At 60.6% G+C, this 24600-nt stretch carries 19 protein-coding genes; 11 read left to right on the plus strand and 8 right to left on the minus strand.

Annotation, left to right across the window (positions count from 1 at the left end; all coding sequences use genetic code 11):
- Positions 1-49 precede the first annotated feature (49 nt).
- The 4 genes from I6L33_RS15395 to I6L33_RS15410 all read left to right on the plus strand — a co-directional run bounded on the left by I6L33_RS15395 (position 50) and on the right by I6L33_RS15410 (position 5669).
- The gene (locus tag I6L33_RS15395; protein ID WP_216972859.1) at positions 50-901 is read left to right on the plus strand and encodes a hypothetical protein; all 852 of its coding nucleotides are present in this window, start codon (positions 50-52) and stop codon (positions 899-901) included.
- Positions 902-1007: 106 nt separating this feature from the next.
- The gene (gene rplY / locus I6L33_RS15400; RefSeq protein ID WP_005301003.1) at positions 1008-1295 is read left to right on the plus strand and encodes a 50S ribosomal protein L25; all 288 of its coding nucleotides are present in this window, start codon (positions 1008-1010) and stop codon (positions 1293-1295) included.
- Positions 1296-1500: 205 nt separating this feature from the next.
- Positions 1501-4671, plus strand: a complete 3171-nt coding sequence (locus I6L33_RS15405; protein ID WP_216972860.1) for a response regulator — start codon at positions 1501-1503, stop codon at positions 4669-4671.
- Complete coding sequence (locus tag I6L33_RS15410) at positions 4668-5669, plus strand: HD domain-containing phosphohydrolase (protein ID WP_010633956.1); 1002 nt, start codon at positions 4668-4670, stop codon at positions 5667-5669. The genes I6L33_RS15405 and I6L33_RS15410 overlap by 4 nt, the downstream gene beginning before the upstream one ends.
- Here I6L33_RS15410 and I6L33_RS15415 read toward each other — a convergent pair.
- The 4 genes from I6L33_RS15415 to I6L33_RS15430 form a co-directional block, all read right to left on the minus strand.
- A complete protein-coding gene (locus tag I6L33_RS15415) occupies positions 5659-6303 on the minus strand; it encodes an MBL fold metallo-hydrolase (RefSeq protein WP_216972861.1) in 645 nt (214 codons plus the stop codon). The genes I6L33_RS15410 and I6L33_RS15415 overlap by 11 nt on opposite strands.
- 25 nt (positions 6304-6328) lie before the next feature.
- Positions 6329-7429: a tRNA 2-selenouridine(34) synthase MnmH gene (mnmH, locus tag I6L33_RS15420; protein WP_017784306.1), complete on the minus strand. Its 1101-nt coding sequence runs from the start codon at positions 7427-7429 to the stop codon at positions 6329-6331.
- Positions 7426-8463, minus strand: a complete 1038-nt coding sequence (selD, locus tag I6L33_RS15425) for a selenide, water dikinase SelD (RefSeq protein ID WP_216972862.1) — start codon at positions 8461-8463, stop codon at positions 7426-7428. The genes mnmH and selD overlap by 4 nt, the downstream gene beginning before the upstream one ends.
- Before the next feature lie 388 nt (positions 8464-8851).
- Positions 8852-10036 (minus strand): acyltransferase, encoded by a 1185-nt coding sequence (locus I6L33_RS15430; protein WP_216972863.1) that lies wholly within the window; start codon positions 10034-10036, stop codon positions 8852-8854.
- Positions 10037-10290: 254 nt separating this feature from the next.
- On the opposite strand from I6L33_RS15430, the gene I6L33_RS15435 reads away from it, so the two are divergent.
- Positions 10291-10935 (plus strand): glutathione S-transferase family protein, encoded by a 645-nt coding sequence (locus tag I6L33_RS15435; RefSeq protein WP_213343406.1) that lies wholly within the window; start codon positions 10291-10293, stop codon positions 10933-10935.
- A 472-nt stretch (positions 10936-11407) separates the two neighbouring features.
- Here I6L33_RS15435 and I6L33_RS15440 read toward each other — a convergent pair whose 3' ends face one another.
- The gene (locus I6L33_RS15440; protein ID WP_216972864.1) at positions 11408-12601 is read right to left on the minus strand and encodes a class I SAM-dependent methyltransferase; all 1194 of its coding nucleotides are present in this window, start codon (positions 12599-12601) and stop codon (positions 11408-11410) included.
- A gap of 347 nt (positions 12602-12948) precedes the next feature.
- Here I6L33_RS15440 and I6L33_RS22140 point away from each other — a divergent pair, with 347 nt between their 5' ends.
- Positions 12949-14463 carry a flagellin gene (locus I6L33_RS22140; protein ID WP_216972865.1) on the plus strand — a complete coding sequence of 505 codons (1515 nt, stop codon included), beginning with the start codon at positions 12949-12951 and terminating at the stop codon, positions 14461-14463.
- Between the two features lie 146 nt (positions 14464-14609).
- Here the strand turns inward: I6L33_RS22140 and I6L33_RS15450 are convergent, their stop codons facing one another.
- The gene (locus I6L33_RS15450) at positions 14610-16040 is read right to left on the minus strand and encodes a methyl-accepting chemotaxis protein (RefSeq protein WP_213343409.1); all 1431 of its coding nucleotides are present in this window, start codon (positions 16038-16040) and stop codon (positions 14610-14612) included.
- Positions 16041-16125: 85 nt separating this feature from the next.
- Here I6L33_RS15450 and I6L33_RS15455 point away from each other — a divergent pair, with 85 nt between their 5' ends.
- Positions 16126-16398 (plus strand): acylphosphatase, encoded by a 273-nt coding sequence (locus I6L33_RS15455; RefSeq protein ID WP_005300975.1) that lies wholly within the window; start codon positions 16126-16128, stop codon positions 16396-16398.
- Between the two features lie 89 nt (positions 16399-16487).
- Here I6L33_RS15455 and I6L33_RS15460 read toward each other — a convergent pair whose 3' ends face one another.
- Positions 16488-17123, minus strand: a complete 636-nt coding sequence (locus I6L33_RS15460; RefSeq protein ID WP_010633965.1) for a glutathione S-transferase family protein — start codon at positions 17121-17123, stop codon at positions 16488-16490.
- A gap of 197 nt (positions 17124-17320) precedes the next feature.
- Complete coding sequence (gene metG, locus I6L33_RS15465; protein WP_201885018.1) at positions 17321-19354, minus strand: methionine--tRNA ligase; 2034 nt, start codon at positions 19352-19354, stop codon at positions 17321-17323.
- 186 nt (positions 19355-19540) lie between these two features.
- Here metG and apbC point away from each other — a divergent pair, with 186 nt between their 5' ends.
- The 4 genes from apbC to I6L33_RS15485 all read left to right on the plus strand — a co-directional run bounded on the left by apbC (position 19541) and on the right by I6L33_RS15485 (position 23892).
- A complete protein-coding gene (apbC, locus tag I6L33_RS15470; protein WP_216972866.1) occupies positions 19541-20623 on the plus strand; it encodes an iron-sulfur cluster carrier protein ApbC in 1083 nt (360 codons plus the stop codon).
- 110 nt (positions 20624-20733) lie between these two features.
- Entirely contained in the window at positions 20734-21378 is a 645-nt protein-coding gene (gene udk, locus I6L33_RS15475) for a uridine kinase (protein WP_005300963.1), read from the plus strand.
- A 63-nt stretch (positions 21379-21441) separates the two neighbouring features.
- Positions 21442-22023, plus strand: a complete 582-nt coding sequence (gene dcd, locus I6L33_RS15480; protein WP_005300960.1) for a dCTP deaminase — start codon at positions 21442-21444, stop codon at positions 22021-22023.
- A gap of 399 nt (positions 22024-22422) precedes the next feature.
- Entirely contained in the window at positions 22423-23892 is a 1470-nt protein-coding gene (locus I6L33_RS15485; RefSeq protein WP_216972867.1) for an inorganic phosphate transporter, read from the plus strand.
- Positions 23893-24600: the final 708 nt, after the last annotated feature.

Genomic DNA, 24600 nt, shown 5'->3' on the forward strand with positions numbered 1-24600 from the left:
AGGCCGCGGGTGCGCTACCGGCTGCCTGGACGCTGACGGAGGAGCAAGGATGCTTGGATTCTGGTTAGGGATGGCGATGGTCAACATCAGTGGCTATCAGCCCATTGCCGAGCAAACCTGGGTACAGTTGAACCCGGAGTACTACCCGCTGCATAGCACCCCGCCCGCCATGTTCGTGGCCTGGCGGGGTAATCAATTTCCCACCCTCGAGCTCAAGAAGAAGAAGGGACGCTGGCAGGTGTTGTTTCCAGCCCGGCTGGTGCCCCCCTTCGATCTGTTCGAGGGGGAGGCCGAGCTTTCCAAAGCTTATCTGGCAAGACTGCGGCGCATCGACGAAGCGGCCTACGGGCTGGCACCCATTACCCCGGCGGCCTATCAGCCTCATCCGACACAAGAGGTGGCGACCCTGGCCGTGCCCTTCATGGCGGAGTTTGCTGTGCCACCATCACCGGGCCAGCCGAAAGCAAGTGAGCAAGGGGAACCCCTGCTGGCCGCCTTGTCGCAGCAGGCCAGCTGGCAGGCGCCTGCTACCCGGTTGGCGCAATTTGTGTCATCGCAGGGGGATGGGCAGGGGATGATGGTGCCTGTCAGCAGCACGCTGACGCTGGCAGCGCCGGCGGCTGGCGGCAAGCGGGTCTGCCATCAGGTCGCCGCAGGGGAGACCCTCTGGCGCATCGCCGCCATGCTGGCCCAGAATGGGACCGTGACCGGGGTGGCGGGGGATACCTACAGCTATTTGCTGGCCATCGTCGATGACAACCAGGCGCTGATGGGTCAGGGCATCAAGGTGAAGGCGGGAGATACCCTCTACTGCCCGGCGCCGCAGACGCTGGCCCGTTTCGATGCCCTGAGTCCGGCCCAGCGATTGCAGCGTTTTGCCAGATTGGAACAGGGACGCTGAGGTCTCTTGTCACTGCTCGGGGCCCGTGATAGTATTCGCGCTCGTTTTGCGAGGTGCCGACCGGTCGCAGTCTGCACCATAAATTCATCTAAAAGAGATACATACTATGTCTTTCGTATTCCAAGCTGAAGTCCGTTCTGACCTGGGGAAAGGTGCGAGCCGCCGCCTGCGTCACGCTGACCAAGTTCCTGCCATCGTTTACGGTGCAGGTAAAGAAGCCGTGTCCATCACCGTTGACCACAAGAAATTCATCCTGGCCCAAGAAAAGCCGGAATTCTACGAGTCCGTACTGACTCTGGTTATCAACGGCGAAGAAGTTAACGTAAAAGTGAAAGCTATCCAGCGTCACCCGGTACGTTACAAGCTGCTGCACCTGGACTTCGTTCGCGTCTAATCGACCACGAACGTTCCTGTGAAGAGGCCACCCAATCGGGTGGCCTCTTTGTTTTTACGGCATTTTTCCCCGATAAAAATAAAATACTCAACTAGTGCTGTTAGTCTTTACTTGTAGGCATGATTGACAGCAGGACACCAATTGTGGTGCTCTGACATATATAAAGTATTCGAACAAGTCCAATCACGGGGTGGTGTTGACCGTCATGAAGGGAATCATACGGGGATATTTCCTGCTGTTCTCACCCATTCTGGTGCTGGTCCTGGTGGGGGGATACCTGCTGGGGGACGCACTGGTCGAGCGCGAGCTTTATCGTGTTCGCAGTGATGAGAGCACCTTCCTGGCGCTCGCCAGCAGTCGTCTCGATGACGAGCTGGCGGTGCCGTTGCGCCATGTGCGCAGCATGTCTGAAGAGCCCATTCTGCTCGAGGCGGCGAGTCGCGGCGAGCGTGACACCATGGCTGCCCAGTTTACCATTCTGATGAACCGCAATCCCGACTATGCCCAGGTGCGCTGGTTGGCGCCGGACGGCATGGAGCGGGTGCGTATCGATCGTCAGGGTCAGCATCTGCAGCGTGTGGCCGACGACCAGCTGCAAAACAAAGGGGAGCGTTACTACTTTCGCGATGCCATGGCGCTGCCCTGGGAGCGGGTTTACGTCTCGCCGCTCGATCTCAACGTCGAACACGGGGTGATCGATCGCCCCTTCAATCCCATGATCCGCATCGCCAAGCGCATGCGTCTGGGGGGCCGCGATCTGGGCTTGCTGCTTATCAACGTGCAGGCCGCTCGCATGCTCAAGGAGTTCACCAACAGCAGTGGCAAGGCCGCCGATCACACCATGCTGCTCAACCAGGACGGTTATTGGCTGCGCAGCCCGGATCCGGCACAAGAGTGGGGGTTCATGCTCGAGCGCCCTGACCTCACCTTGAAGCAATCTTCTCCCCGGGCCTGGCAGGCATTCTGGGGCGCCTCGAGCGGCCAGGTTGAGCTGGCCGACGGGCTGTGGAGCTGGACCACCCTGTACCCGGCACTCAATCACGATCAGCTGATCTGGAAAGCCGCCTCCATGGTGCCACGCAGCGAGCTGCTGGCCATTCGCACTCACATCTGGGGGCTTATCTCGGCCAGCTGCGCCACCTTGCTGCTGCTGTTCGGTGCCGGAGTGGCCTCGCTGGTGCACAGTCGGCATCGGGAGCAGTTGGCGCAGCAGGAGGCGGCCAGGCTCGCGCGGGTCAAAGGGGATTTCATCGCCAACATGAGCCACGAGATCCGTACCCCCATGAACGCCATCATGGGGCTGACCTACCTGCTCGAGCAGGGAGGGCTTGACGATGGCCAGCGGGCCCTGGTGCGCAAGATCCACCAGGCCGGGCAGGCACTGCTCGGGATCATCAACGACATCCTCGATTTCTCCAAGATTGAGTCGGGCCGGCTCGAGCTCGAGCAGGTGCCATTCAGTCTGGAAGAGGTACTCGATCACGTGGCGGCCATCATGTCCACCTGCGTGGGCGAAAAACACCTCGAGCTGGTGGTGAGCAGTGCCCCCGAGCGTGCCACGCACCTGATAGGGGATGCCTTGCGCCTCGAACAGGTGTTGCTCAACCTGACCGGCAACGCCATCAAGTTCACCGAGCGCGGGGAGGTGGAGGTCAAGGTCGAGCTGGAAGCCGAGCAAGATGGCACCGCCACTTTGCTGTTTCGGGTGCGCGACACCGGGATCGGCATTCCGCCCGAGCAGCAGGCCAACATCTTCAATGCCTTCTCCCAGGCCGACACCTCCACCAGCCGCCGGTTTGGCGGAACCGGGCTTGGCCTGACCATCAGCCGCCGTCTGGTGAGCCTGATGGGGGGCGACATCGGTGTCACCAGCGAACTGGGCAAGGGGAGCGAATTCTGGTTCCGTGTCCGGCTGGCTCAGGTAGAGCGACCCGAAGTGTTCCACGAACGGTTGCAGCACGTCTCGCTACTTATCGCCGACGACAACCAGGTGACCCGCGATACCCTGTCGATGACGGTGGGTTCCCTTGGCTGGCAGTCACGGGTGGTGGAATCGGGCGAGCAGGCCTTGCACCATCTGCTGCGCCAGGGGGAGCGTTTCGACGTGATCCTGCTCGACTGGATGATGCCGGGCATGGACGGGCTCGAGACCTGCGTGGCCATTCGCCGTGCCTTCGAACAGCAGGATCGCTCGCCGATCATCATCATGGCGACCGCCTATTCCCAGGAAGAGTTGATGCGCCGCCCCGGTTCGGAGCAGGTGGATCTGGTGCTGCACAAACCGGTCACCGGCTCCAGTCTCTACAACGCGGTGGCGCGCCTCATTCACGAGAAGCGCGAACATGTGGAGCCGCTGGAAAGCGGTCAGCGCCATCAGCGTCTGCCGGACGTGCACATACTGCTGGTCGATGACAGCGACATCAACCTGGAGGTGGCAACCCGCTTGCTGCAGCGGGAGGGGGCCGTGGTGATCACCGCCGTCGACGGGGAGCTGGCTCTGGCCTGCCTTGCCGACTCGGCGCAGCGCATCGATCTGGTGCTCATGGACGTGCAGATGCCGGTGATGGATGGCTACGAGGCGACCCGTCGTCTGCGCCAGCTGCCGGGACGGGAGGATATCCCCGTGCTGGCACTCACCGCCGGGGTGTTCAAGGATCAGCGCGAGGCAGCGCTGGCCTCTGGCATGAACGACTTTATCGCCAAGCCGCTCGACGTGGAGCAGCTCATCGCCACCCTGCTGCGCTACCTGCCCGACAGTGTGGCGCCGCTTACGGTCAGCGACGCGCCGCCAGCCCAGGAGCCGGTGGCCGGCATCGACATCGATACCGGCCTGCGCAACTGGGGCGAGGCGTCGGTTTATCTCAAATACCTGCGGCGTTTTCGCGATGACTACATGACGGTTGGTACCGTGCTGCCGGGTTACATCGCCCAGCACGAGACGGACGCGGCCGCGAGCCTGACCCACAAGCTCAAGGGGGTGGCGGGCAGCCTGTCGCTCACCGATGTGGCGCGCATCAGTGCGGAATTGAACGAGGCCATCGAACAGGGGGGAGACACCAGTCAGCTCATCGCCCCCTTGCTCGAGGCGCTGGAGCGAGCGCAGCAGGCCATCGACATCTATGCCGGGCGCGAGCCAGGTGCCGTCAGCTCCCCGCTGGCGCAGGGGGAGGCGCAGGAGGTGTGCCTGCACGCCCTGCGTCAGGCCCTCATGAGCGAGGATCTGGAGCTGATCGAGCCTGCACTGGGCCAGGCCAAGAGCTACTTGCCTGCTGAGCTGGTGAGCGAGATCAGTGCGGCCCTGGAGCTGTTCGATATCCAGCTTGCCACCTGCAAGCTGGAGGATTATCTGGAGAATCGGGAGGCACCTGGATCATGAACCGACCGCGTGTGCTGATCATCGACGACGAGCCGAGCAACCTCGGGCTGCTGCGACAAATCCTCAAGGAGGAGTACAGCCTCTTCTTCGCCAAGGGAGGCGAGGAGGGGCTGGCCGCCGTGGCGCGCCACGAGCCTGCCCTGATCCTGCTTGACGTGCGCATGCCTGACATGGATGGCTACGAGGTGTGCCGCCGGCTCAAGGCCGATCCGGCCCACGCCGGGATCCCGGTGCTGTTTATCACGGCGAGCGACAACGCAGACAGCGAGAGCCAGGGGTTCGAGGCGGGCGGGGTGGATTATATCTACAAGCCGGTCTGCCCGAGCACGGTGCGCGCCCGGGTGCGCAACCACCTCTCTCTGGTGCGCCTCGATCAGCTCGAGCACAGCTACCGCACCGCCATCGTGATGCTGAGCGAAGCGGGTCACTACAACGACACCGACACCGGGGTACATATCTGGCGCATGGCCGCCTACGCCCGCGCGCTGGCCAGTGCGGCGGGCTGGAGTCCGGAGCAGTCGGAGCTGCTGGAGCTGGCGGCCCCCATGCACGACATGGGCAAGATTGGGATCCCCGATCACATCCTCAAGAAGCCCGGTCCTCTCACCGAAGAGGAGTGGGTCATCATGCGCACCCACCCGCGCATCGGCTACGAGATCTTGAGCCGCTCAGACGCCCCCATCTTTCGGATGGCGGCGGAGATAGCCCTGCATCACCATGAGAAGTGGGATGGCTCGGGTTACCCCGCAGGGGAGACCGGCGAAGGGATCCCCGAGGCGTCGCGGATCGTGGCTATCGCCGATGTGTTTGATGCCCTGAGCGTGCGTCGCCCTTACAAGGAGCCCTGGCCGTTGGAGCAGGTGCTGGCCACGCTGCGTGACGGTGCTGGCCAGCATTTCGATCCCCGGCTGCTCGCACGTTTTCTCGAGATCATGCCGGAGATCTTGCGCCTCAAGAGCCAATGGGACACCCGCGAGGAGCGGGAGATCACCAGATAGGTTGCGTCAGGTAGGGATTGCTTGCCTTCTCGCGACCGAACGTCGAGCTGGGGCCGTGCCCCGGAATGAAGACGATGTCGTCCCCCAGCGGCAACAGGGTCTCGGTGATCGACTTGATCAGCGTCCCGTGATCCCCGCGCGGGAAGTCGGTCCGACCTATGCTGCCGGCAAACAGCACATCGCCCACCCAGGCAAGTTGCTCGGCCTGGCTGAGCAGCACCACATGGCCCGGGGTGTGACCCGGGCAGAAATAAACCTCCAGCTCGCACTTGCCAACCTGCACCTTGTCACCCTGTTCGAGCCAGCTATCCGGTGTAAAGGCCGGAGTATGGGAAAAGCCGAACATCTGGCTCTGCTGGGGCAGCATGTCGAGCCAGAAGGCATCTTCCCTGTGGGGGCCTGTGATGGTGACGCCGGTTCTGTCGCGCAGCTCGGCAGCGGCGCCCACGTGATCCAGATGACCGTGGGTCAGCAGGATGTGAGTGAGGGTCAGCCCCCGTTTGGCGATGGCGGCCAGCAGCTTGTCCGCCTCTCCGCCCGGATCGATGAGGGCGGCCTGATGGGTCTCGTCGCACCAGATGAGGGAGCAGTTCTGGGCAAACTGGGTGACCGGGATCACCTCGAATTTCAACATATGGGGTCCTCTTGTACGGTGAAGATCAGGCACGCTGCTGGGCAAAGAAGTCGAGGCAGGCCTGCTTGTCACCCTGGAAGATGACGCGCTCGCGCTTGTTGCCAAGCTGGTAGAGATACATGGGGTCGTAGTAGCGGGTCAACAGCAGGGTAATCCAGGCCAGGTGCAGCTCAGTGTGGCCACTGCGGCCTTGCTCTTCGAGGGCCACTTGCATCAACTGATCCAGCTCGCGATGGGCCTGATCACCGAGCCGGCGCTTGAGTCTGGCCAGGGCGTCGGTGAGGTAGGCGGCAAACAGCGGCCAGCCCTCTTCGGCGCCGAAACGCTCCTCATAACGCAGCCAGAGATCGTGTACATAGTCCTGGCGGATCTGCTCGGCGCGCTCCTCTTGCGGCACCTCGACCACCACCAGCGGGGCCTGGCTCATGGTGTCAAACAGCGAATTGGGCAGGCAGCAGCGGCCGATGAGGCGGCTTTCGTCTTCCACCACGAAACGCTGCTCCCCCTGCTGGCGGCGCTTGAGCAGCTCGATGGCCATGTTGTTTTCAAAGTTGATGTTGCTGGGCTGGCCGCCGGGCAGTTGGCCAAACGACGACCCCCTGTGATGGGCGTGTCCCTCCAGATCCAGCGCCTGGGCCACCTTGGCCAGCATGTGGGTCTTGCCGGAGCCAGTCATGCCGGTGAGCACGCTCCAGTGGCATTCGGCTGCCGCCCCGTCGAGCGTGTCGATGAGGAAGCGACGCAGATCCTTGTAGCCACCGGCCACCCGCGGGCGGGTGACTCCCGCCTCATGCAGCCACTGCTGCACCGTTTGCGAGCGCAGACCGCCGCGAAAGCAGTAGAGCACGGCATCCGGCTGCCGGCGCAGCTGGGCCAGCCAGCCTTCGAGGCGCTCGGCCCGCACCGCGCCACCGACCAGTTGATGGCCCAGTGCGATGGCGGCCGCCTGCCCCTGCTGCTTGAAGCAGGTACCGACCTGGGCCCGCTCATCATCTGTCATCAACGGCAGATTGGTCGAGCAGGGGAAGGCCCCCTCCTTGAACTCGATGGGGGCGCGCAGGTCGATGAGCGGAACGTCATCCAGAAAAATCCGGGCGTAATCCGTGGCCAGTGGCAGTGCACTCATTGGACAACCTCGATGAACTGGTTGCCGGTTTGGGCCTGCAGCTGGCCGATGGGGGAAAGGGTCAGCCCTGCCTGTGCGGCAATGGCTAGGAGCTCGGCTTCACTTTCTTTACCGACGGCTACCAGCAGGCCGCCGCTGGTCTGCGGATCGCACAGGATGTTGCGGGTGCGATCGTCCATGGCGTCCAGCTTGGCACCATAGGAGTCGAAGTTGCGCAGGGTACCGCCCGGTACGCAGCCCTCGCTCAGGTAGTAATCAACCTCGTCCAGCAGCGGCAGCGCCTTGAAGTCCAGGCGTGCACTGACGCCAGAGCCTTCGCACATCTCCAACAGATGGCCGGCCAGACCAAAGCCGGTCACGTCGGTCATGGCGTGCACGCCGGGCAGTTCGGCAAAGCGCTGGCCGATCTTGTTGAGGGTGCACATGGCGTTGGGGGCCAGCTGCTCGTGCTCGGACTTGAGTTTGCCCTTCTTCTGGGCGGTGGTGAGGATGCCGATGCCAAGCGGCTTGGTCAGATAGAGGGTGTCACCCACCTTGGCGGTGTCGTTCTGCTTGATGGCATTTAGCGGCACGATACCGGTCACCGCGAGGCCGAAGATGGGCTCGGGGGCATCGATGCTGTGGCCGCCGGCCAGAGAAATACCTGCTTCGTGGCACACCTGGCGGCCGCCGTCGATCACCTGCTGGGCCACTTCCGGCGCCAGGGTGTTGATGGGCCAGCCGAGGATGGCGATGGCGACGATGGGTTTGCCGCCCATGGCGTATATGTCGCTGATGGCGTTGGTGGCGGCGATGCGGCCGAAGGTGAAGGGATCATCGACGATGGGCATGAAGAAGTCGGTGGTGGAGACGATACCCTGACCGTTGCCGATATCGACCACGGCCGCGTCATCCTTGCTGCTGTTGCCGACCACCAGGGTCGGGTCGTCAAAGCCCGGGATCTGGCTCTTGAGAATGGTGTCGAGCACCTTGGGAGAGATTTTGCAGCCGCAGCCAGCGCCGTGGCTGTATTGGGTCAGACGAATGGAAGACATACTTTCCCCTTGTGTGTGCAAACGTGCGTGTACAAACAAAATAAGTGCAGCGGCTCTGTATAGCCGTCAAATGGGTGCGCATGCGCGCGAAATTCGGGTGGCACAGGCTGGCTGTGTGCGCAGCGATGCAAGGCTTGCCGTGCAAGACAGCCTGGCAGGACGGGGGAGGAGGGGCGACATCGCGCCGGCGCAGCCCCGCCAAGGGCCACAGGACGGGCCATTATGCCATAAATGGCCGCTCTGGTTCGAACTGGAATTCACACAAAGCGCAGGGAATTGGCGGCTTTAGAGGAAGGGGGCCGCTCTCGCCATGTCGCTGACAAGGCTCTCCCCAATGTAGCCCCGAAGGCAAGCCATGCTGCCATCGGGGCCATCTTTGGTGGGGAACTTAGCCGGCTTGCTCCATCACCGGCTGGCGAGTCTTGCCGAGCCGGCGCAGGCGCCGTTGCAGCGGCCGCTCCAGCAGGGTGTAGCTCAGCGCCGAGAGCCCGATCAGCACCGCCAGCATCAACAAGGTGGCCAACACACCCAGCAAGGGGTTGGTCTGGGCATACCACCACTCGGTGAGCCCCGGCGCCAGATAGTGGACAAGCTCGCAGCCGGTGAGCAGCACCAGGGCGTGCAGCAGGTAGATGGAGTAGGAGAGATCCCCCAGCCAGTTGGTGACGCGGTTATCCAGCAGGCGCAGCAGCGGGCTCTGGCGATCGCCCTGGCAGGCGGCAATCCAGATCAGCAACACGTAGGCGCTGATCAGCAGCAGGGTCAGCTGCGGCGTCATGGTGAACTGCATCAGCGCGAAGGGGAGCAGAAAGGCGAGCAGCAGCGGCAGATCCCGCTGCATCATGGGCCACTGGCGGGCAGCCTTCACCTTCGGCAGCAGCCAGAGGCCGAGCACGAATTCACTCACCCCGCGCCCGATGGCCAGCGCCCCGCTGGTGACATCCAGGGTACCCCGGCTGTGCACGATAAAGGCCAGCACCGTCAGGGCCAGCAGAGGGGCGAGGTTGCTCCAGCGGCTGCGGGTGACGGCGAGCGGAATTAGCAATGGGAACAGCAGATAGCTAATCCACTCCACGCTGAGCGACCAGGCGGCGAAGTTCCAGGTCAACCCGTGATCGGTCACCACCTGCAGCAGCAACAGGCTGCTTGGCAGCGCCTCGGCCGGGGTAAAGGGCGAGCCGAAAGGAGGCATCCCCTCCCACTCCCACATCTTGAACAGGGGGCCGGCGTAGAAGCCAATCCCATGGTGGGCCTTGTAGAGCTCCCAGCCAACCAGCAGCAGCAGGGTCACCAGGTAGAGGGGATAAACCCGGGTCAGTCGCAACCAGAGGAAGCGGCCATAACCGATGGTGCGAGGCGTGCGGGCAAAGGCATCCCCATAGACGTGGGCCAGCACCAGCCCGCTCAAAATAAAGAAGAGATCGACCCAGAGGTAGCCGTTCTCGATGAGTTGGGTGTGGCCGGCGATCGACTCCATCCACTGGGGAAAGAGCAGCAAGCGGGCGTGAAACAGCACCACCATCAGGGCAGCGATGCCCCGCAGCGGTGTCAACAGTGGCAATGATTGATTCATGACGGGATCCTTGATGATGTTCAGCTTGGCCTGACATCGATTTTTGTTGTGGTGCCGCTCATCAATGAGTCGGCGGCCCCGGCTTGGCGGCCGCAGGCGGGATCACCCTACCTAAAAGAGAGCCATACGGGTGTGATTGTCGTCATGAATGCGCACTTATCATCCAAAAACCAGCAAGGGATGAGCGCGGCATCGGAAGTGGAGAAGGGATCTAGACTAGGTGAGTCATCCATCCGCGTGCCAGGAGCATCCCGATGAAACTCTATGCCCATCCTTTCTCGTCCTACAGCCAGAAGGTGCTGATCGCCCTCTACGAGAATGCCACCCCGTTCGAGTACCGGAATCTCGAAGAGCCGGCGGCCAACGCAGAACTTGCCGCCCTCTGGCCGCTCAAGCGCTTCCCGGTGCTGCTGGATGACGGTCGCTGCATCCTCGAGAGCAGCACCATAGTCGCCCATCTGCAGGCGCACCACCCGGGCCCCGTCTGCCTGATCCCGCCTGGCGATGCGGGCTTGGAAGTGCATATGCTGGATCGCGTGTTCGACAACTATGTGATGACGCCGATGCAAAAAGTGGTGCTGGATATGCTGCGCCCGGCCGCTGAGCGTGACCGCTATGGCGTAGTGGAGGCCCGCGAGCTGCTCGATCAGATCTACCCCTGGCTCGATCAGCGGCTGGAAGGGCGCCACTGGATTGCCGGTGCAGACTTCACGCTGGCCGATTGCGCCGCCGCGCCCTCGCTCTTCTACGCCGACTGGGCCCACGAGATCCCCGCTAGCCATGGCTGCCTGCGTGCCTATCGCGCCCGTCTACTCAGCCATCCCTCCATCGTGCGGGTGGTGGAGGAGGCCAGACCATTTCGGCACTACTTCCCGCTGGGCGCGCCAGCGCGTGACTGAATGGAATGATGCATTCCTGCCGACCTGGTGCTTTGACGAGCCGGGAGAGGCATGGTGTGACAACCACAGGGGAAAACAACAATATTCACTCAGGTGAGTGAATATGCGTTTATTGCCGATATTTCCCCGAGATATTTTTAATGTTGATGCGTAACATTTCATGTTTTTGCATAAAACAAATGCCGGGCAGTCCCTGCTGGCGGGCTGTGTATGCCATGCCAAGGGTGAAAGAGGCATGAGAAGCGGGCTAACGATGGGGCAATTCCAGATTGAGGATGGCTGTAGTCAGTTGAAGAGGAGAGACAGGGGCACCCATCGCTGCTGGTGGCAACGTCGAGGGGAGGTTATCTCTTTGGCGGCCGCAAGAGCTGCATAAAAAAGCCCGCTTTGATCGCGGGCTTCTGGATGGCTTGCCTGACCCCGGCCCGGCTCTGGAGCCGGGGACAAGGGGGGCAGCGCTGGTCTGCTCAGCTTAGCGGGCGCGCACCACCAGCCCTTTGAGGTAGAAGCCTTCCGGATAGGCGGTACCTATGGGGTGATCGGAGGCCTGGGACAAGAGCTCCAGGATCTGGGCGTCGCGGCCGGCATCGAGCGCTGCATCGGCGACGATCTTCTGGAACAGGCTCTGTTCCATCAGGCCGGAGCAGGAGTAGGTCAGCAGCACGCCACCCGGCGCCAGCAGCTGGAACGCCAGCATGTTGATGTCCTTGTAGCCGCGGCAGGCGCCCAGCAGCTGGGCCTTGCTCTCGGCAAACTTGGGTGGATCCAGCACGATGACGTCAAACTTCTCGCCCTTCTCGCGGTATTCACGCAGCAGCTTGAACACGTCGTGACGGACAAACTGGGTGTTGCTGGTATCCAGCCCGTTCAGCTCGGCGTTCTGGCGGGCGATGTCCAGCGCATTCTGGGAGAGATCCACGTTGACCACCTCCTTGGCGCCGCCCTTGAGGGCATAAACGCCAAAACCACCGGTGTAGCAGAAGCAGTTGAGCACCCGCTTGCCTTCGGTGTACTTGGCGGCGGCCTGACGGTTGTCACGCTGATCCAGATAGAAGCCGGTCTTGTGACCGTTGCGGATGTCCACCAGGATCTTGACGCCGCCATTCTCCTCGATCACTACCGGCTCGTTCGGGGTCTCGCCATAGATGACGCCGGTGCGCTCTTTCAGCCCTTCCTTCTTGCGCACCGCCACGTCGGAGCGCTCATAGATGCTGCACTCGGGGTAGAGAGTGCGCAGCGCCTGGGTGATCAGCTCACGCTGGAACTCGGCGCCGGCGGAGAGGATCTGGCACACCAGAAAATCGGCGTAGCGGTCGATGGTCAAGCCTGGCAGACCGTCGGATTCGGCAGCGCACAGGCGATAGCCGGTGAGGCCCTGACGCTTGATGAGCCCGTCACGGGACTCCTGGGCGTATTTCAGGCGACGGATGAAGAAGTCGAGATCGATGGTCTCATCCTTGTCGAAGGTCCAGACCCGGGCGCGGATCTGGGAGCTGCCGGACCAGGCGCCACGGGCGAGCCATTTGCCGTCATGGGTGAGGATCTCGACGGTATCGCCGTCAATGGGGTTGCCCTGAACCCGCTCGATCCCCTTGGAGAAGATCCAGGGGTGGCGACGCAGCAGGGATTTTTCGCGGCCTTTGACGAGATAGATGGAAGCGCTCATGGGAGTTGCCAGATGGTCAAAAGAAAAGGGGCCACATTCTAAGGGCAAGAGGGCTGCTAAGCCAGTCTTTGCTGGCATACGACGCATGACTGCTCTCTGCCCTTGAGCAGCGATCAGGTACCGGCTTCACGTAATTTCATGAAACTCGGCGTTGGCGTATCTGGCTGCTCAGCTTATCAGTATTGGCCTTAAATGCTTTTTTTTTGCTCAAGCCCACTCCTTTAGTGCGCAAAATATATCCATATTGGTATTTTTATCTTTATTCTGTGCAATTTCCTATAAAGAGCCATTTGGTGATGTCGATAGTGTGGAGGCCATTTTGAATCTTTCCTTGTATCGAGCTGTTCATGTCACTCTCTATTGCGACCAATGTTTCCTCCCTCAATGCGTCTCGTCATCTTGGTCAGTCATCAAACACGCTGGATTCGGTCTATCGACGACTCTCATCCGGATTGCGTATCAACAGTGCTGCCGATGATGCTGCCGGCTTGCAGATTGGCAATCGTCTCACCAGTGAAGTAAACGGGACCAACACGGCGATCCGCAATGCCAATGATGGGATATCAGTTATCAATGTGGCTGATGGGGCACTCGATGAGTCGATGAACCTGATGCAGCGGATGCGTACTCTCGCGTTGCAGTCAGGGAGTGGTGCCAATACGACAGAGGATCGCATAGCCCTGAATGCTGAATTCAAGCAACTGCAGTTGGAAATGGACCGGATCGCCACAGGTACCCAGTTTGCCGGACAGGAACTGCTGGCGGGGAGTTATAAGGGGATCTTCTCGGTTGGAGCTTATGCAGGTCAGAATACCGTCATCACCGATCTCAATGCACAAACCAAAAATCTGGGGGAGATGGAGTGGCAAGCGCGCAGTCCGGCAGGCAGCAAGCCGGGGGCTTATGACATTTCTGATCTCAAACTTTCAGCTCAGCCCGTGACTCTCAACGGCGTGACCTTTGACAAGGATTATGCAACCCTGGAAGCGCTCGTGGCTGATATCAATGGCACAACCTTTCCCAATAATCAGGGGCCGGTAACAGCACGGCAACTGCCATTTTCCGTGGCCTCTTCCGTCGATTTGTCCGCCTTGCCATCCTATATCGATGTGGCGGGCCACTCTGTGGACTTGACCAGCGGGATTGATATGACTGGATGGGATCCGGTCAATCCGACCGCAAAAAATAGCGCCATCATGGCAACTGTGGTTCAACGCATCAACAGTACTGCGCAATCTGCAGGTTTAGGTTTTTATGTGAGTGCGTCCAACAGTAACAATCCTGCCAGCAATGCATTGACCGTTTATAGCTCACAGGGGAACAGTCTTGCGCTGGCCAATGGCACAACGCCCCCTCCGCAACCCGCACCACCGGCGCCGCCAGTGAGCAGCAATTCTTCTTTGAGCGCTCTTTTGCCAGATGTGTCCCCCACGACTTATATCGGCCAGATGGAATTGCACTCATCTGGTGACAAGTACTCCAACATCGACATGCAAGGGGCGAGCTTGCATGCACTGGGTTTCTATCAAGCAGACAAGAAGAAATATACCATTGATAATATTGATGTTCTTAATGATGACAATGCAAGCAGAGCGATCAAGACGCTGGATGTGGGCATGAAACAGCTAGGGGTTCAGCGTTCGCGGCTCGGGGCCCAGGCCAATGCACTGGACGCCAGGGTACGAAATCTGGCCAACGCCAATGAGAGCCTCAGTGCTGCCCGTTCACGGATCCGGGATGCCGACATAGCGAGTGAGTCGGCCCGCCTGGTGCGTACCCAGATATTGCAGCAGGCGAGCTCATCCATCTTAGGTCAGGCCAACAGCCGACCCAATATGGCTCTCAGCCTGCTGCAGTCATGATGATGGGGGAAGCGGGCAGCACCGCGATCAAATGAGTGGAGCGTCATTGAGCACAAATAGTTCGGTGACGCTATTTCAAACCCGTGTTAATGCTGAAACGACAGAGGCCATCCCTGGGATGGCCTCTGTCGTTATTGCGCGGAAAGTTAGATCTTCAGGCCTTTCAGGGCCTGGGTCAGCTCGGTGGCGGTGGCCTTGAGGCCGGCAGTGCCGGCCACCGAGGCGCTGGCGGACGCTTCCACCTGGCCCGCTTCATGGCGCACCTGATCCAGATTGCGGGTGATCTCTTCGGCCACCGAGCTCTGCTGTTCGCTCGAAGTGGCGATCTGGGTGCTCATCTCCAGCACAGCATCGCTGTGGTTGCTGAGCTTGTCGATGTCTAGCCCCACCTCGCTGATGAGCTGCTGACTGCTGGCCGCCCGCTCCACCGTCTTCTCCATGATGTCGTTCAGTGCCCCGGTGCCGGCCTGCAGCTCTTCAATCATCTGCTGGATCTCTACCGTGGCCTGCTGGGTACGGCTGGCCAGGGTGCGAACCTCGTCGGCCACCACCGCAAAACCACGGCCCTGCTCGCCGGCGCGGGCCGCTTCTATGGCAGCGTTGAGGGCCAGCAGGTTGGTCTGCTGGGAGATGGCGTTGATGACGTTGACCACTTCGTTGATGCGATTGGCATTGTGGGTCAGCCGCTCCACCGCGCCGGAGGCGTTGCCGATCTCGTCGGCCAGGGTGCGGATGGCGGTGATAGTGCGCGATACTCGGGAGGCGCCATTGGCTGCCTCTTCGCTCGACTGGCGGGTCTGCTGCAGGGTGTCGTTGGCGTTGCGGGCCACCTCGCGAATGGCGGCGGACATCTGCTCCATGGCGGCGGCAAGGGAGTCCATGTGCTGGCGCTGGGAGCGGGCCATGGTTTCGCCTTCGCTGGCATGATCGCGAAACTCGTCGGCTGCCATGGTCAGCGCCTCGGCGGACTCTTCCACCAGCTGTACTATCTTGTGCTGGCGGTCGGTGAAGCGGTCGATGCTGCCGGCCAGAATGGAGAACTCGTCGCGCACCGGGAAGAAGTTGAGGCGGAAGGTGAGATCGCCATCCGCCACTGTCTGCAGCGCCTTGTTGGTGGAGTAGAGCGCCCCCGACACGAAGGTCATCAGGTAGTGGGTCACCAGGGCCAGCAGGGCGGCCAGCACGGCGATGATGGTGAGGGTGGTTCCTTGGCCATCCCACAGGGAGTAGCGGGAGGCATCCAGGGTACCGGTGACGACCCCGGCCTGGCCGGCGCTGGCGCCGTATCGATAGATGTCGCCCTGCTGGGTTAACCCTGTGCTGCCGGTCGGGCTCAGCGTGAGCTCGGCGGGCAGGGTCAGATCGGCGTGCTGGCTGGCCAGCTGGGCGCTCAGTTCGACCCGCTGCTTGAGCTGATCCAGGCGCAGCTGCATCTCCTGCTGATGGCCGCCTGCCAGCAGGTACCAGCTGATAAAGGCGATGAACAACAGTGGGCACCAGAAGGTGATGAGAAATTTTTCGCTGATCGTGAGGTGAATGAGATAACGGTCAACCCACCGAAACTTTACTTCTTTCATAATGGTATTGCGTCCTGCAAGGGGATGAGAGTGTCGCGCTCATTATCGCCTTGGAGGGAAATTTCTTAAGGGGAAGGTGTGAGAAATGGGAGAGCAATCGTTTGTCGTGCGAGTGTGGGGCCTGGTGCAGGGGGTGGGGTTTCGTTACTTCACCCGGGAGCGGGCGCTGCAACTGGGGCTGCGGGGCCATGCCTACAACCTGGAAGATGGCTCGGTGGAGATCCTCATCTGCGGGCCGGAGCAGAGCGTGCAAATGATGCTGGGCTGGCTGGAGCGTGGCCCGCGCACCGCCGAGGTGACCCGGATGGAGTATGAAGTTGCGCCACCGCCCAAGGGGAGCGGCTTTCATACCAATTGAGCGCCTTGCCACGCCAATGATGCCAAACAGCCATAAAAAACGGGAGCCTTGCGGGCTCCCGTTTGCATTGACGGTTTCTTGTCCGCAGGTCAGCCGGCCTGAGCGGCATCGGCGATGGCCTGGGTCTTGGCCAGCACCGCCTGCAGGGCGGGGCGTTTGGCCAGACGATCCCGATAGGCCGCCAGCTTGGGCGGAATGGTCTGCTCGAAACGGGTGGCCCACATCAGGGTATGGGCCAGCAGCAGATCGGCGATGGTTACCTGCTCACCCAGCAGGTAACCCTGCTCGGGCACCCAGGATTCGGCGATGGCCGCCGCCTTGTCGAACTCCCACTTGGCGGTGGGGAAGATGGCCGGCAGGCGCTGGGCCTCGGGCAGGGCGAAGCGGTGCTTGCCGATGGTCCACAGCGGCTGTTCCAGCTCGCAGGTGATGAAACTGACCCACTGGGCGTGCAGTGCCGAGGCCTGGGTCCCTCTGGCCGGCAGCCAGTTCGGGCCATACACCTCGGCCAGGTACTGCATGATGGCGGCGGACTCGGTCAACACGAACTCCCCGTCCTTGAGCACCGGCATCTTGCCGCTTGGATTGAGGGTCAAAAACCAGTCGCTGCGATTCTCGCCCTTGGCGAAGTCGAGAAACTGGAACTGCCATGCCACGTCCAGCTCTTCCAGTAACCAGGATACGCGCAGGGCCCGGCTGACGGGGGTGCCATATAAGGTGATCATGCTTGCTCCTTGCCTGATGAATGGGCCATGGGCCCGAAGTGAATCGCCAGTCTAGGCAAATTGCTTGGGAGCAACAAGCACCCAAGGTGGGAGACAAAGCGCAAAACGGCGCAAGCGGTGGGAGAAGAGGAGGAGGAAAGAGGGAAAATAAAAGGGAGGCCCCAGGCCTCCCTCATTGTTAACGGCTACGGTAGCGTTTACTTGACGCGCATGCCAGGCTGGGCCCCTTCCTGCGGCTCCAGGATCCAGAGATCCTTGCCACCCGGGCCGGCGGCCAGCACCATGCCTTCGGACATGCCAAAGCGCATCTTGCGCGGGGCTAGGTTGGCCACCATCACGGTCAGCTTGCCTTCCAGATCTTCCGGGTTGTAGGCGGACTTGATGCCGGCAAACACCTGACGGGTCTCGCCGCCGATGTCCAGTTGCAGCTTGAGCAGCTTGTCCGCTTCCGGCACCGCTTCGGCCTTCGTGATCAGCGCCACGCGCAGGTCAATCTTGGCAAAATCGTCGTAGGCGATGGTTTCGCTGATGGGGTCATCAACCAGCGGACCGGTGGCTTTCGGTGCCTGCTCTTTGGCCAGATCCTCTTTGGAAGCCTCGATCATGGCTTCAATCTTGGCCGGCTCGATGCGGGAGAAGAGCGCCTTGAACGGGGCGACAGTGTGGTCGACCAGCGGGGCGGCGATACCATCCCAGCTGAGGGTCTCGGCCAGGAAGGCCTCGGCGCGCTCGGCCAGCAGCGGCATGACGGGCTTGAGGTAGGCCATCAGCACACGGAACAGGTTGATGCCGACGGAGCAGACCGCTTGCAGCTCGGCATCCGCCCCTTCCTGCTTGGCGATGACCCAGGGGGCCTTGTCGTCCACGTAGCGGTTGGCTTTGTCGGCCAGCGCCATGATCTCGCGGATGGCGCGGCTGAACTCGCGGCTCTCGTAGGCCTCGGCGATGGCGGTGCGGGCGTTGGCGAACTCGGCGTAGAGCTCGGGCTCGGCGCAGGTGGCGGCCAGCTTGCCGTCGAAGCGCTTGGCGATGAAGCCGGCGTTGCGCGACGCCAGGTTGACCAGCTTGTTGACCACATCGGCGTTGACGCGCTGCACGAAGTCTTCGAGGTTCAAGTCCAGATCGTCGATGCGGCTGTTGAGCTTGGCGGCGTAGTAGTAACGCAGGCACTCCGGATCCAGGTGGTTCAGATAGGTGGAGGCCTTGATGAAGGTGCCCTTGGACTTGGACATCTTGGCGCCGTTGACGGTCACGTAGCCGTGCACGTTGACCTTGGTCGGCTTGCGGAAGCCCGCGCCTTCCAGCATGGATGGCCAGAACAGGCAGTGGAAGTAGGCGATGTCCTTGCCGATGAAGTGGTAGAGCTCGGCCTCGGAGTCCGCTTTCCAGTAGCTGTCGAAATCGATGTCACCGCGCTTGTTGCACAGGTTCTTGAAGGAGGCCATGTAACCGATGGGGGCATCCAGCCAGACGTAGAAGTACTTGCCCGGGGCGCCCGGAATTTCGAACCCGAAGTAGGGGGCGTCACGGGTGATGTCCCACTGCTGCAGGCCGCTTTCGAACCACTCCTGCATCTTGTTGGCCATCTCTTCCTGAATGGCGCCGGAGCCGCGCACCCAGTCGGCCAGCCAGGTCTCAAACTGTGGCAGGTCAAAGAAGAAGTGCTCGGAGTCCTTCATCACCGGAGTGGCACCGGAGACGGCAGATTTCGGATCGATGAGCTCGGTCGGGCTGTAGGTGGCGCCGCAGCTGTCGCAGTTGTCGCCATACTGCTCCGGGGACTTGCACTTGGGGCAGGTGCCCTTGACGAAACGATCCGGCAGGAACATGGATTTTTCCGGATCGAACAGCTGGGAGATGGTGCGGCTCTTGATCTTGCCGCCGGCCTGCAGACGGCCGTAGATAAGCCCGGCCAGCTCACGGTTCTCGTCGCTGTGGGTGGAGTGATAGTTGTCAAAACTGATGTTGAACCCGGCGAAGTCGGCCTGGTGCTCCTGGGAGACGGCCGCGATCATCTCTTCCGGGGTGATCCCCAGCTGTTGGGCCTTGAGCATGATCGGGGTGCCGTGAGCATCGTCGGCACAGACAAAGTGCACCTGGTGACCGCGCATTCGCTGATAACGAACCCAGATATCGGCCTGGATGTGTTCCAGCATGTGGCCAAGATGGATGGAGCCATTGGCATAGGGAAGGGCGCAGGTTACCAGCATTGTACGAGGATCAGTTGCCATATAGTCGTTCTTGATGTGCTTGTTGGGATGATAGAGTGCCGTGCATGTTACCCGAATTGGGGGTAGCCTGCCTAGGGTTGTGGCTCGTCCTACCCGCCGGCGCACGCTGGTCGGCAAGCAGGCAAGCCACTGATTTGTGTGCGGTAACCGTTCACCTCAAGATAATGACAAGATAATGAGGAGTTAATGGTGATTGATTCAGTAAAACAGATCCTGGCCGAATTTAAGCCGACAGGGTGGGGCAAGGATCTGGTGGCTGCCGGCTTCGTGCGCAGCATCGACAAACAAGGTTCGGCGCTCACCATCAAGCTGGTGCTGCCCTTCGCTGGCCACTCCCTGTTCGAGCAGATCCAGCAGGACTTCGATGCCCGGCTGCGCAGCGTCACCGGCGCGACCCGTATCGACTGGGTCGGCGAGATCGAGGTGGCCAGCATGCCGCGGGCGCAGGGGCTGGCGGCGGTGCAGGGCATTCGCAACATCATTGTGGTTGCCTCCGGCAAGGGCGGGGTGGGCAAGTCCACCACCGCCGTCAACCTGGCGCTGGCACTGCAAAAGGAGGGGGCGCGGGTCGCCATTCTGGATGCGGACATCTACGGTCCCTCCATTCCGACCATGACCGGAACCCTCAAGGAGCGTCCCGTCAGCCATGACGGCAAGCTGATGGAGCCGGTGATGGCCTGTGGCCTCAAGAGCAACAGCATCGGCTATCTGGTCTCCGAGCAGGATGCCACCATCTGGCGCGGCCCCATGGCGAGCAAGGCGCTGGGCCAGATCCTCCACGAGACCCGCTGGGGCGAGGTGGACTACCTGGTGGTGGACATGCCGCCGGGCACCGGTGACATCCAGCTCACCCTGGCCCAGCAGGTACCGACCACGGCAGCGGTGATCGTCACCACCCCTCAGGATGTGGCGCTGGCGGATGCGCGCAAGGGGGTAGCCATGTTCAACAAGGTCAATGTGCCCGTGCTCGGCATCGTCGAGAACATGAGTTATCACGTCTGCAGCGCCTGTGGTCATCATGAGGCGCTGTTCGGTACCGGCGGCGGCCAGAAGATGGCCGAGCAGTATCAGGTGGCGCTGCTGGGTCAGTTGCCACTGCACATCGACATCCGCAAACACATGGACGATGGTTGCCCGACCGTGTTCGGCGCACCGAAAGGGGAGCTGGCAGAGGCCTATCTGAAACTGGCCCGTCGGGTGGGGGCTGAGCTCTATTTCAGCGGAAAACCGATTGCGACCCCGCTCTATGCCATGGCGCTGGATGAATAATCGGCGGTCGGCCGTTTGGGGTGGATTTGAGGGTGGGCAGGGCTCACCCTTTTTTATATAATGGATCGGTTTAAACAATCCCCACTGCTCTTCTCTTTAGGTATTTTTCAATGTCTGATACTCAACATTCGTGTGTGATCATCGGTATTGCTGGTGCATCCGCGTCCGGCAAAAGTCTTATAGCCCAAACCATCTATGAAGAGCTGGTGGCCGAGCTGGGAGCCGGTCAGATTGGCGTGATCACCGAGGATTGCTACTATCGCGATCAGACCCACCTGACCATGGAAGAGCGGGTCAAGACCAACTATGACCACCCCAACGCTCTGGATCACGACCTGCTGGTACAGCACCTGAGCCAGCTGGTGCAGGGGGATGCCGTCAATATTCCCCAGTACTCCTACACCGAACACACCCGCATGAGCGATGTGACCCCGTTTGCCCCGCGCCGGGTGATCATTCTGGAAGGGATCCTGCTGCTGACCGACAGCCGCTTGCGCGATCTGATGGATGCCTCCATCTTCATGGATACCCCGCTCGACATCTGCCTGCTGCGCCGCCTGGTGCGCGACGTGCAGGAGCGCGGCCGGACCATGGATTCCGTGCTCAAGCAGTACCAGAAAACGGTGCGTCCCATGTTCCTGCAGTTTATCGAGCCTTCCAAGCAGTACGCGGACGTGATTGTGCCCCGTGGCGGCAAGAACCGCATCGCCATTGACATGCTCAAGGCGCGGATCCGCCATATGTTGATTGGTTGAGAGATATCAAGCCGGGTGATGCCCGGCTTTTTTAAATGAACAATTTGTCAGGAGAGTCGCCCAATGCGTCTTTGTGATACCGATATCGAACGTCATCTGGATGAAGGCAAGATCGTCATTGAGCCAAGACCCGGTATTGAACGGATCAGTGGCGTCAGCGTCGACGTGCTGCTGGGCAACGAGTTTCGGGTGTTTCGCGATCACACCGCCCCCTACATCGACTTGAGCGGGCCGAGCAGCGAGATGGCCGATGCCATCGATCGGGTGATGAGCGACGAAATTCACATTCCCGATGGGGAAGCCTTCTATCTGCACCCGGGTCAGCTGGCGCTGGCGGTCACTTATGAATCGGTCACCCTGCCGGCGGATATCGTCGGCTGGCTCGATGGCCGCTCCTCCCTGGCTCGCCTGGGCCTCATGGTACATGTGACCGCACACCGCATCGATCCGGGCTGGTCCGGTCGCATCGTGCTGGAGTTCTACAACGGCGGCAAGCTGCCGCTGGCGCTGCGCCCCAAGATGAAGATCGGTGCGCTGAACTTCGAGATGCTCTCCGGTGTGGCGGCGCGCCCCTACAACAAGCGGGAAAACGCCAAGTACAAAAGCCAGCAGGGCGCCGTGGCCAGCCGCATCAACCAGGACTGATCTGGCCTGCGTGATCCTTGGCCGTCGACAAGAGACAATATGCTGAAGAAGGGCGCCCGCAACGGCGCCCTTATCCATGGTGGTGGCAACCTGCGTCGGCAGGGAAGTTGTCGGTTCCTTGTGCAATTTTCCCTTTTGGGTCGGTCCAAGATTGACGCAGCAGGCACCTGTGGAGGGAAATTGAAGGGGCCAGAGATGATGAATTGTTCCCGTTTGGGGACTGTTTTTGTCAGGCAAGGTCTGTTTAATTAATCCAAGACAAGCCGCATGGTGACTGGCGCTAAGCTATTTTTTGGCTGAATGCTCTTTTTTTTTCTTACTGAAATATTTCAACAACGGGTATGGCGTTATCAGCCTTCTGGCATAATCCGCCGCAACTCATAAACAGGTTCGTTTTTTATGTTTGAAATGTTTAGTGGTTTGGGTTTGTGGTGGTCAATCGGTTTGGTATTGGCCGTTTTTTTTGTGTTGGCCTATGAATTCATCAATGGCTTTCACGATACCGCCAACGCGGTAGCAACGGTCATCTATACCAAGGCGATGCCGGCACATACTGCTGTGGTGGCATCCGGTCTGTTCAACTTTGCAGGGGTCATGATGGGCGGCTTGGGGGTGGCTTATGCCATTGTTCACCTGCTGCCCATCGATCTGCTGCTCGGAATGGACTCTACCCAGGGTCTGATCATGGTGTTCTCCCTGCTGTTTTCCGCCATCGTGTGGAACCTGGGCACCTGGTTCTTCGGGATCCCCGCATCCAGCTCGCACACGTTGATCGGCTCCATCCTGGGGGTAGGCGGCGCCTATGCCTGGATCAACCATCAACCGCTGCAGGAAGGCATCAATGTCGGCAAAGCCATCGATATCATGCTCTCCCTCATTATCTCGCCCACCGTCGGTTTCATCATTGCGGCCATACTGCTGTTTGCCATGAAACGTGTCTGGCAGGGCAGCAAGATCCACAAAACACCGGAAGAGCGCCTGCTGGTGGATGGCAAGAAGCATCCGCCGTTCTGGGCTCGCCTCACGCTGGTAGCTTCTGCCATGGGGGTCAGCTTCGTGCACGGCTCCAACGATGGCCAGAAGGGTATCGGTCTGGTGATGCTGGTGCTGATCTGCATGGCGCCGGCCTACTTCGCGCTGGACATGAACAGCCGCTCCTACGATCTGGATCGCACCCAGGATGCCAACCAGCGCATCATGGAGATCTATCAGCGCAACCATGAGCTGGTTTCCAAGGTGGTGGACTTCAAGGTGCCTGCCCAGGCCCAGGAAGAGCTGATGACCCACTGCGTCGCCTCCGGAGCACTGCAGGCCATGGCCACCCTGGACAATCGTCTTGCCCAGGTGCGTACCTATGAAGAGATGGACCTGACCGATCGCCGTGAAGTACGTCGCCTGCTGCTGTGCATCGACGATACCGCCCGCAAGGTTTCCAAGCTGCCGCTGCCGGCCAAGGAGCTGACCGATCTCGCCAAATGGCGGAAGGATCTGACCGCGACCGCCGAATACGCGCCGACCTGGGTTATCGTCTCCATCGCCCTGGCGCTTGGCTGCGGTACCATGGTGGGCTGGCGTCGTATCGTCTACACGGTAGGCGAGAAGATCGGCTCCTCCGGCATGACCTATAGCCAGGGGATCGCAGCCCAGATCACGGCAGCTGCCTCCATCGGTATTGCCAGTCTGACCGGCATGCCGGTGTCCACCACCCATATTCTCTCCTCTGCGGTAGCGGGGACCATGGTGGCCAACAAGTCGGGCCTGCAGAGCCAGACCATCAAGACCATTCTGATGGCCTGGGTGCTGACCCTGCCGCTCACCATGCTGCTCTCCGGTGGTCTGTTCCTGATCAGCAACCATCTGTTCAGCTGAACCAGTTCCATCTGATTGTCAAAAGGGCCCCAAGGGCCCTTTTTTCATACCTTCAAAACTAAACGCTCTGCCATATCTTGGTAAGGTCGAGGACTCCAGTACCCCCATGATATGCCATCAAACTAAATATTTGAAAACAATGTAAAAGACTCGTCTCTGATCTCGCCCATATCACGACCTTCAAAAAAACCAGTATACAAAGCGGGAGGATGTCACATCGACAACACCGTGGCCCGTTAGACCAATCACTCAAGTAGTGGGGAGGCCAATCGGCGCGAGCCGCAGAGTTCAGATGATGTAACGAGGCAAAGACAAAGAGTACAAATGTGCGTTGGTGAATATCCGATAGAAGAAATGGACAGTGTGCAACGGCATGAGCAATGTTCTGCTCCGCTATCACAGCTGCACTGCTTGGAAAGCCGCCTGGAGTGGGGGAGCAAGCCGTGTTAACCGCGGTTTCAACTGACCATGTCTGCTGTCGTAAAACGACCCGGGTTTCAGGTCATATGGATGCATCAGCGGTATGAAGCCTGGATAGTGGGGTAGTGGGGTAGTGGGGTAGTGGGGTAGGGAAGCATGACGGGATCGGTTTGCACAGAGTGGCATAAAGAAGATGAGCAGACTGTAATGGACTGGGTTGCAGGCGCTGCTCCTGGGTCAATACGAGCTACATAGAGAGATAAAAAAAGAGCCACACAGTGTGTGGCT

This window comes from Aeromonas sp. FDAARGOS 1403 (assembly GCF_019047325.1).
In the GTDB taxonomy this organism is placed as follows: domain Bacteria; phylum Pseudomonadota; class Gammaproteobacteria; order Enterobacterales; family Aeromonadaceae; genus Aeromonas; species Aeromonas dhakensis.

Bases quoted from the DNA above. Each gene is read 5' to 3' on its own strand.
- I6L33_RS15395 (WP_216972859.1), top strand. From the start codon at position 50: ATGCTTGGATTCTGGTTAGGGATGGCGATGGTCAACATCAGTGGCTAT.
- rplY (WP_005301003.1), top strand. From the start codon at position 1,008: ATGTCTTTCGTATTCCAAGCTGAAGTCCGTTCTGACCTGGGGAAAGGT.
- I6L33_RS15405 (WP_216972860.1), top strand. From the start codon at position 1,501: ATGAAGGGAATCATACGGGGATATTTCCTGCTGTTCTCACCCATTCTG.
- I6L33_RS15410 (WP_010633956.1), top strand. From the start codon at position 4,668: ATGAACCGACCGCGTGTGCTGATCATCGACGACGAGCCGAGCAACCTC.
- I6L33_RS15415 (WP_216972861.1), bottom strand. From the start codon at position 6,303: ATGTTGAAATTCGAGGTGATCCCGGTCACCCAGTTTGCCCAGAACTGC.
- mnmH (WP_017784306.1), bottom strand. From the start codon at position 7,429: ATGAGTGCACTGCCACTGGCCACGGATTACGCCCGGATTTTTCTGGAT.
- selD (WP_216972862.1), bottom strand. From the start codon at position 8,463: ATGTCTTCCATTCGTCTGACCCAATACAGCCACGGCGCTGGCTGCGGC.
- I6L33_RS15430 (WP_216972863.1), bottom strand. From the start codon at position 10,036: ATGAATCAATCATTGCCACTGTTGACACCGCTGCGGGGCATCGCTGCC.
- I6L33_RS15435 (WP_213343406.1), top strand. From the start codon at position 10,291: ATGAAACTCTATGCCCATCCTTTCTCGTCCTACAGCCAGAAGGTGCTG.
- I6L33_RS15440 (WP_216972864.1), bottom strand. From the start codon at position 12,601: ATGAGCGCTTCCATCTATCTCGTCAAAGGCCGCGAAAAATCCCTGCTG.
- I6L33_RS22140 (WP_216972865.1), top strand. From the start codon at position 12,949: ATGTCACTCTCTATTGCGACCAATGTTTCCTCCCTCAATGCGTCTCGT.
- I6L33_RS15450 (WP_213343409.1), bottom strand. From the start codon at position 16,040: ATGAAAGAAGTAAAGTTTCGGTGGGTTGACCGTTATCTCATTCACCTC.
- I6L33_RS15455 (WP_005300975.1), top strand. From the start codon at position 16,126: ATGGGAGAGCAATCGTTTGTCGTGCGAGTGTGGGGCCTGGTGCAGGGG.
- I6L33_RS15460 (WP_010633965.1), bottom strand. From the start codon at position 17,123: ATGATCACCTTATATGGCACCCCCGTCAGCCGGGCCCTGCGCGTATCC.
- metG (WP_201885018.1), bottom strand. From the start codon at position 19,354: ATGGCAACTGATCCTCGTACAATGCTGGTAACCTGCGCCCTTCCCTAT.
- apbC (WP_216972866.1), top strand. From the start codon at position 19,541: ATGGTGATTGATTCAGTAAAACAGATCCTGGCCGAATTTAAGCCGACA.
- udk (WP_005300963.1), top strand. From the start codon at position 20,734: ATGTCTGATACTCAACATTCGTGTGTGATCATCGGTATTGCTGGTGCA.
- dcd (WP_005300960.1), top strand. From the start codon at position 21,442: ATGCGTCTTTGTGATACCGATATCGAACGTCATCTGGATGAAGGCAAG.
- I6L33_RS15485 (WP_216972867.1), top strand. From the start codon at position 22,423: ATGTTTGAAATGTTTAGTGGTTTGGGTTTGTGGTGGTCAATCGGTTTG.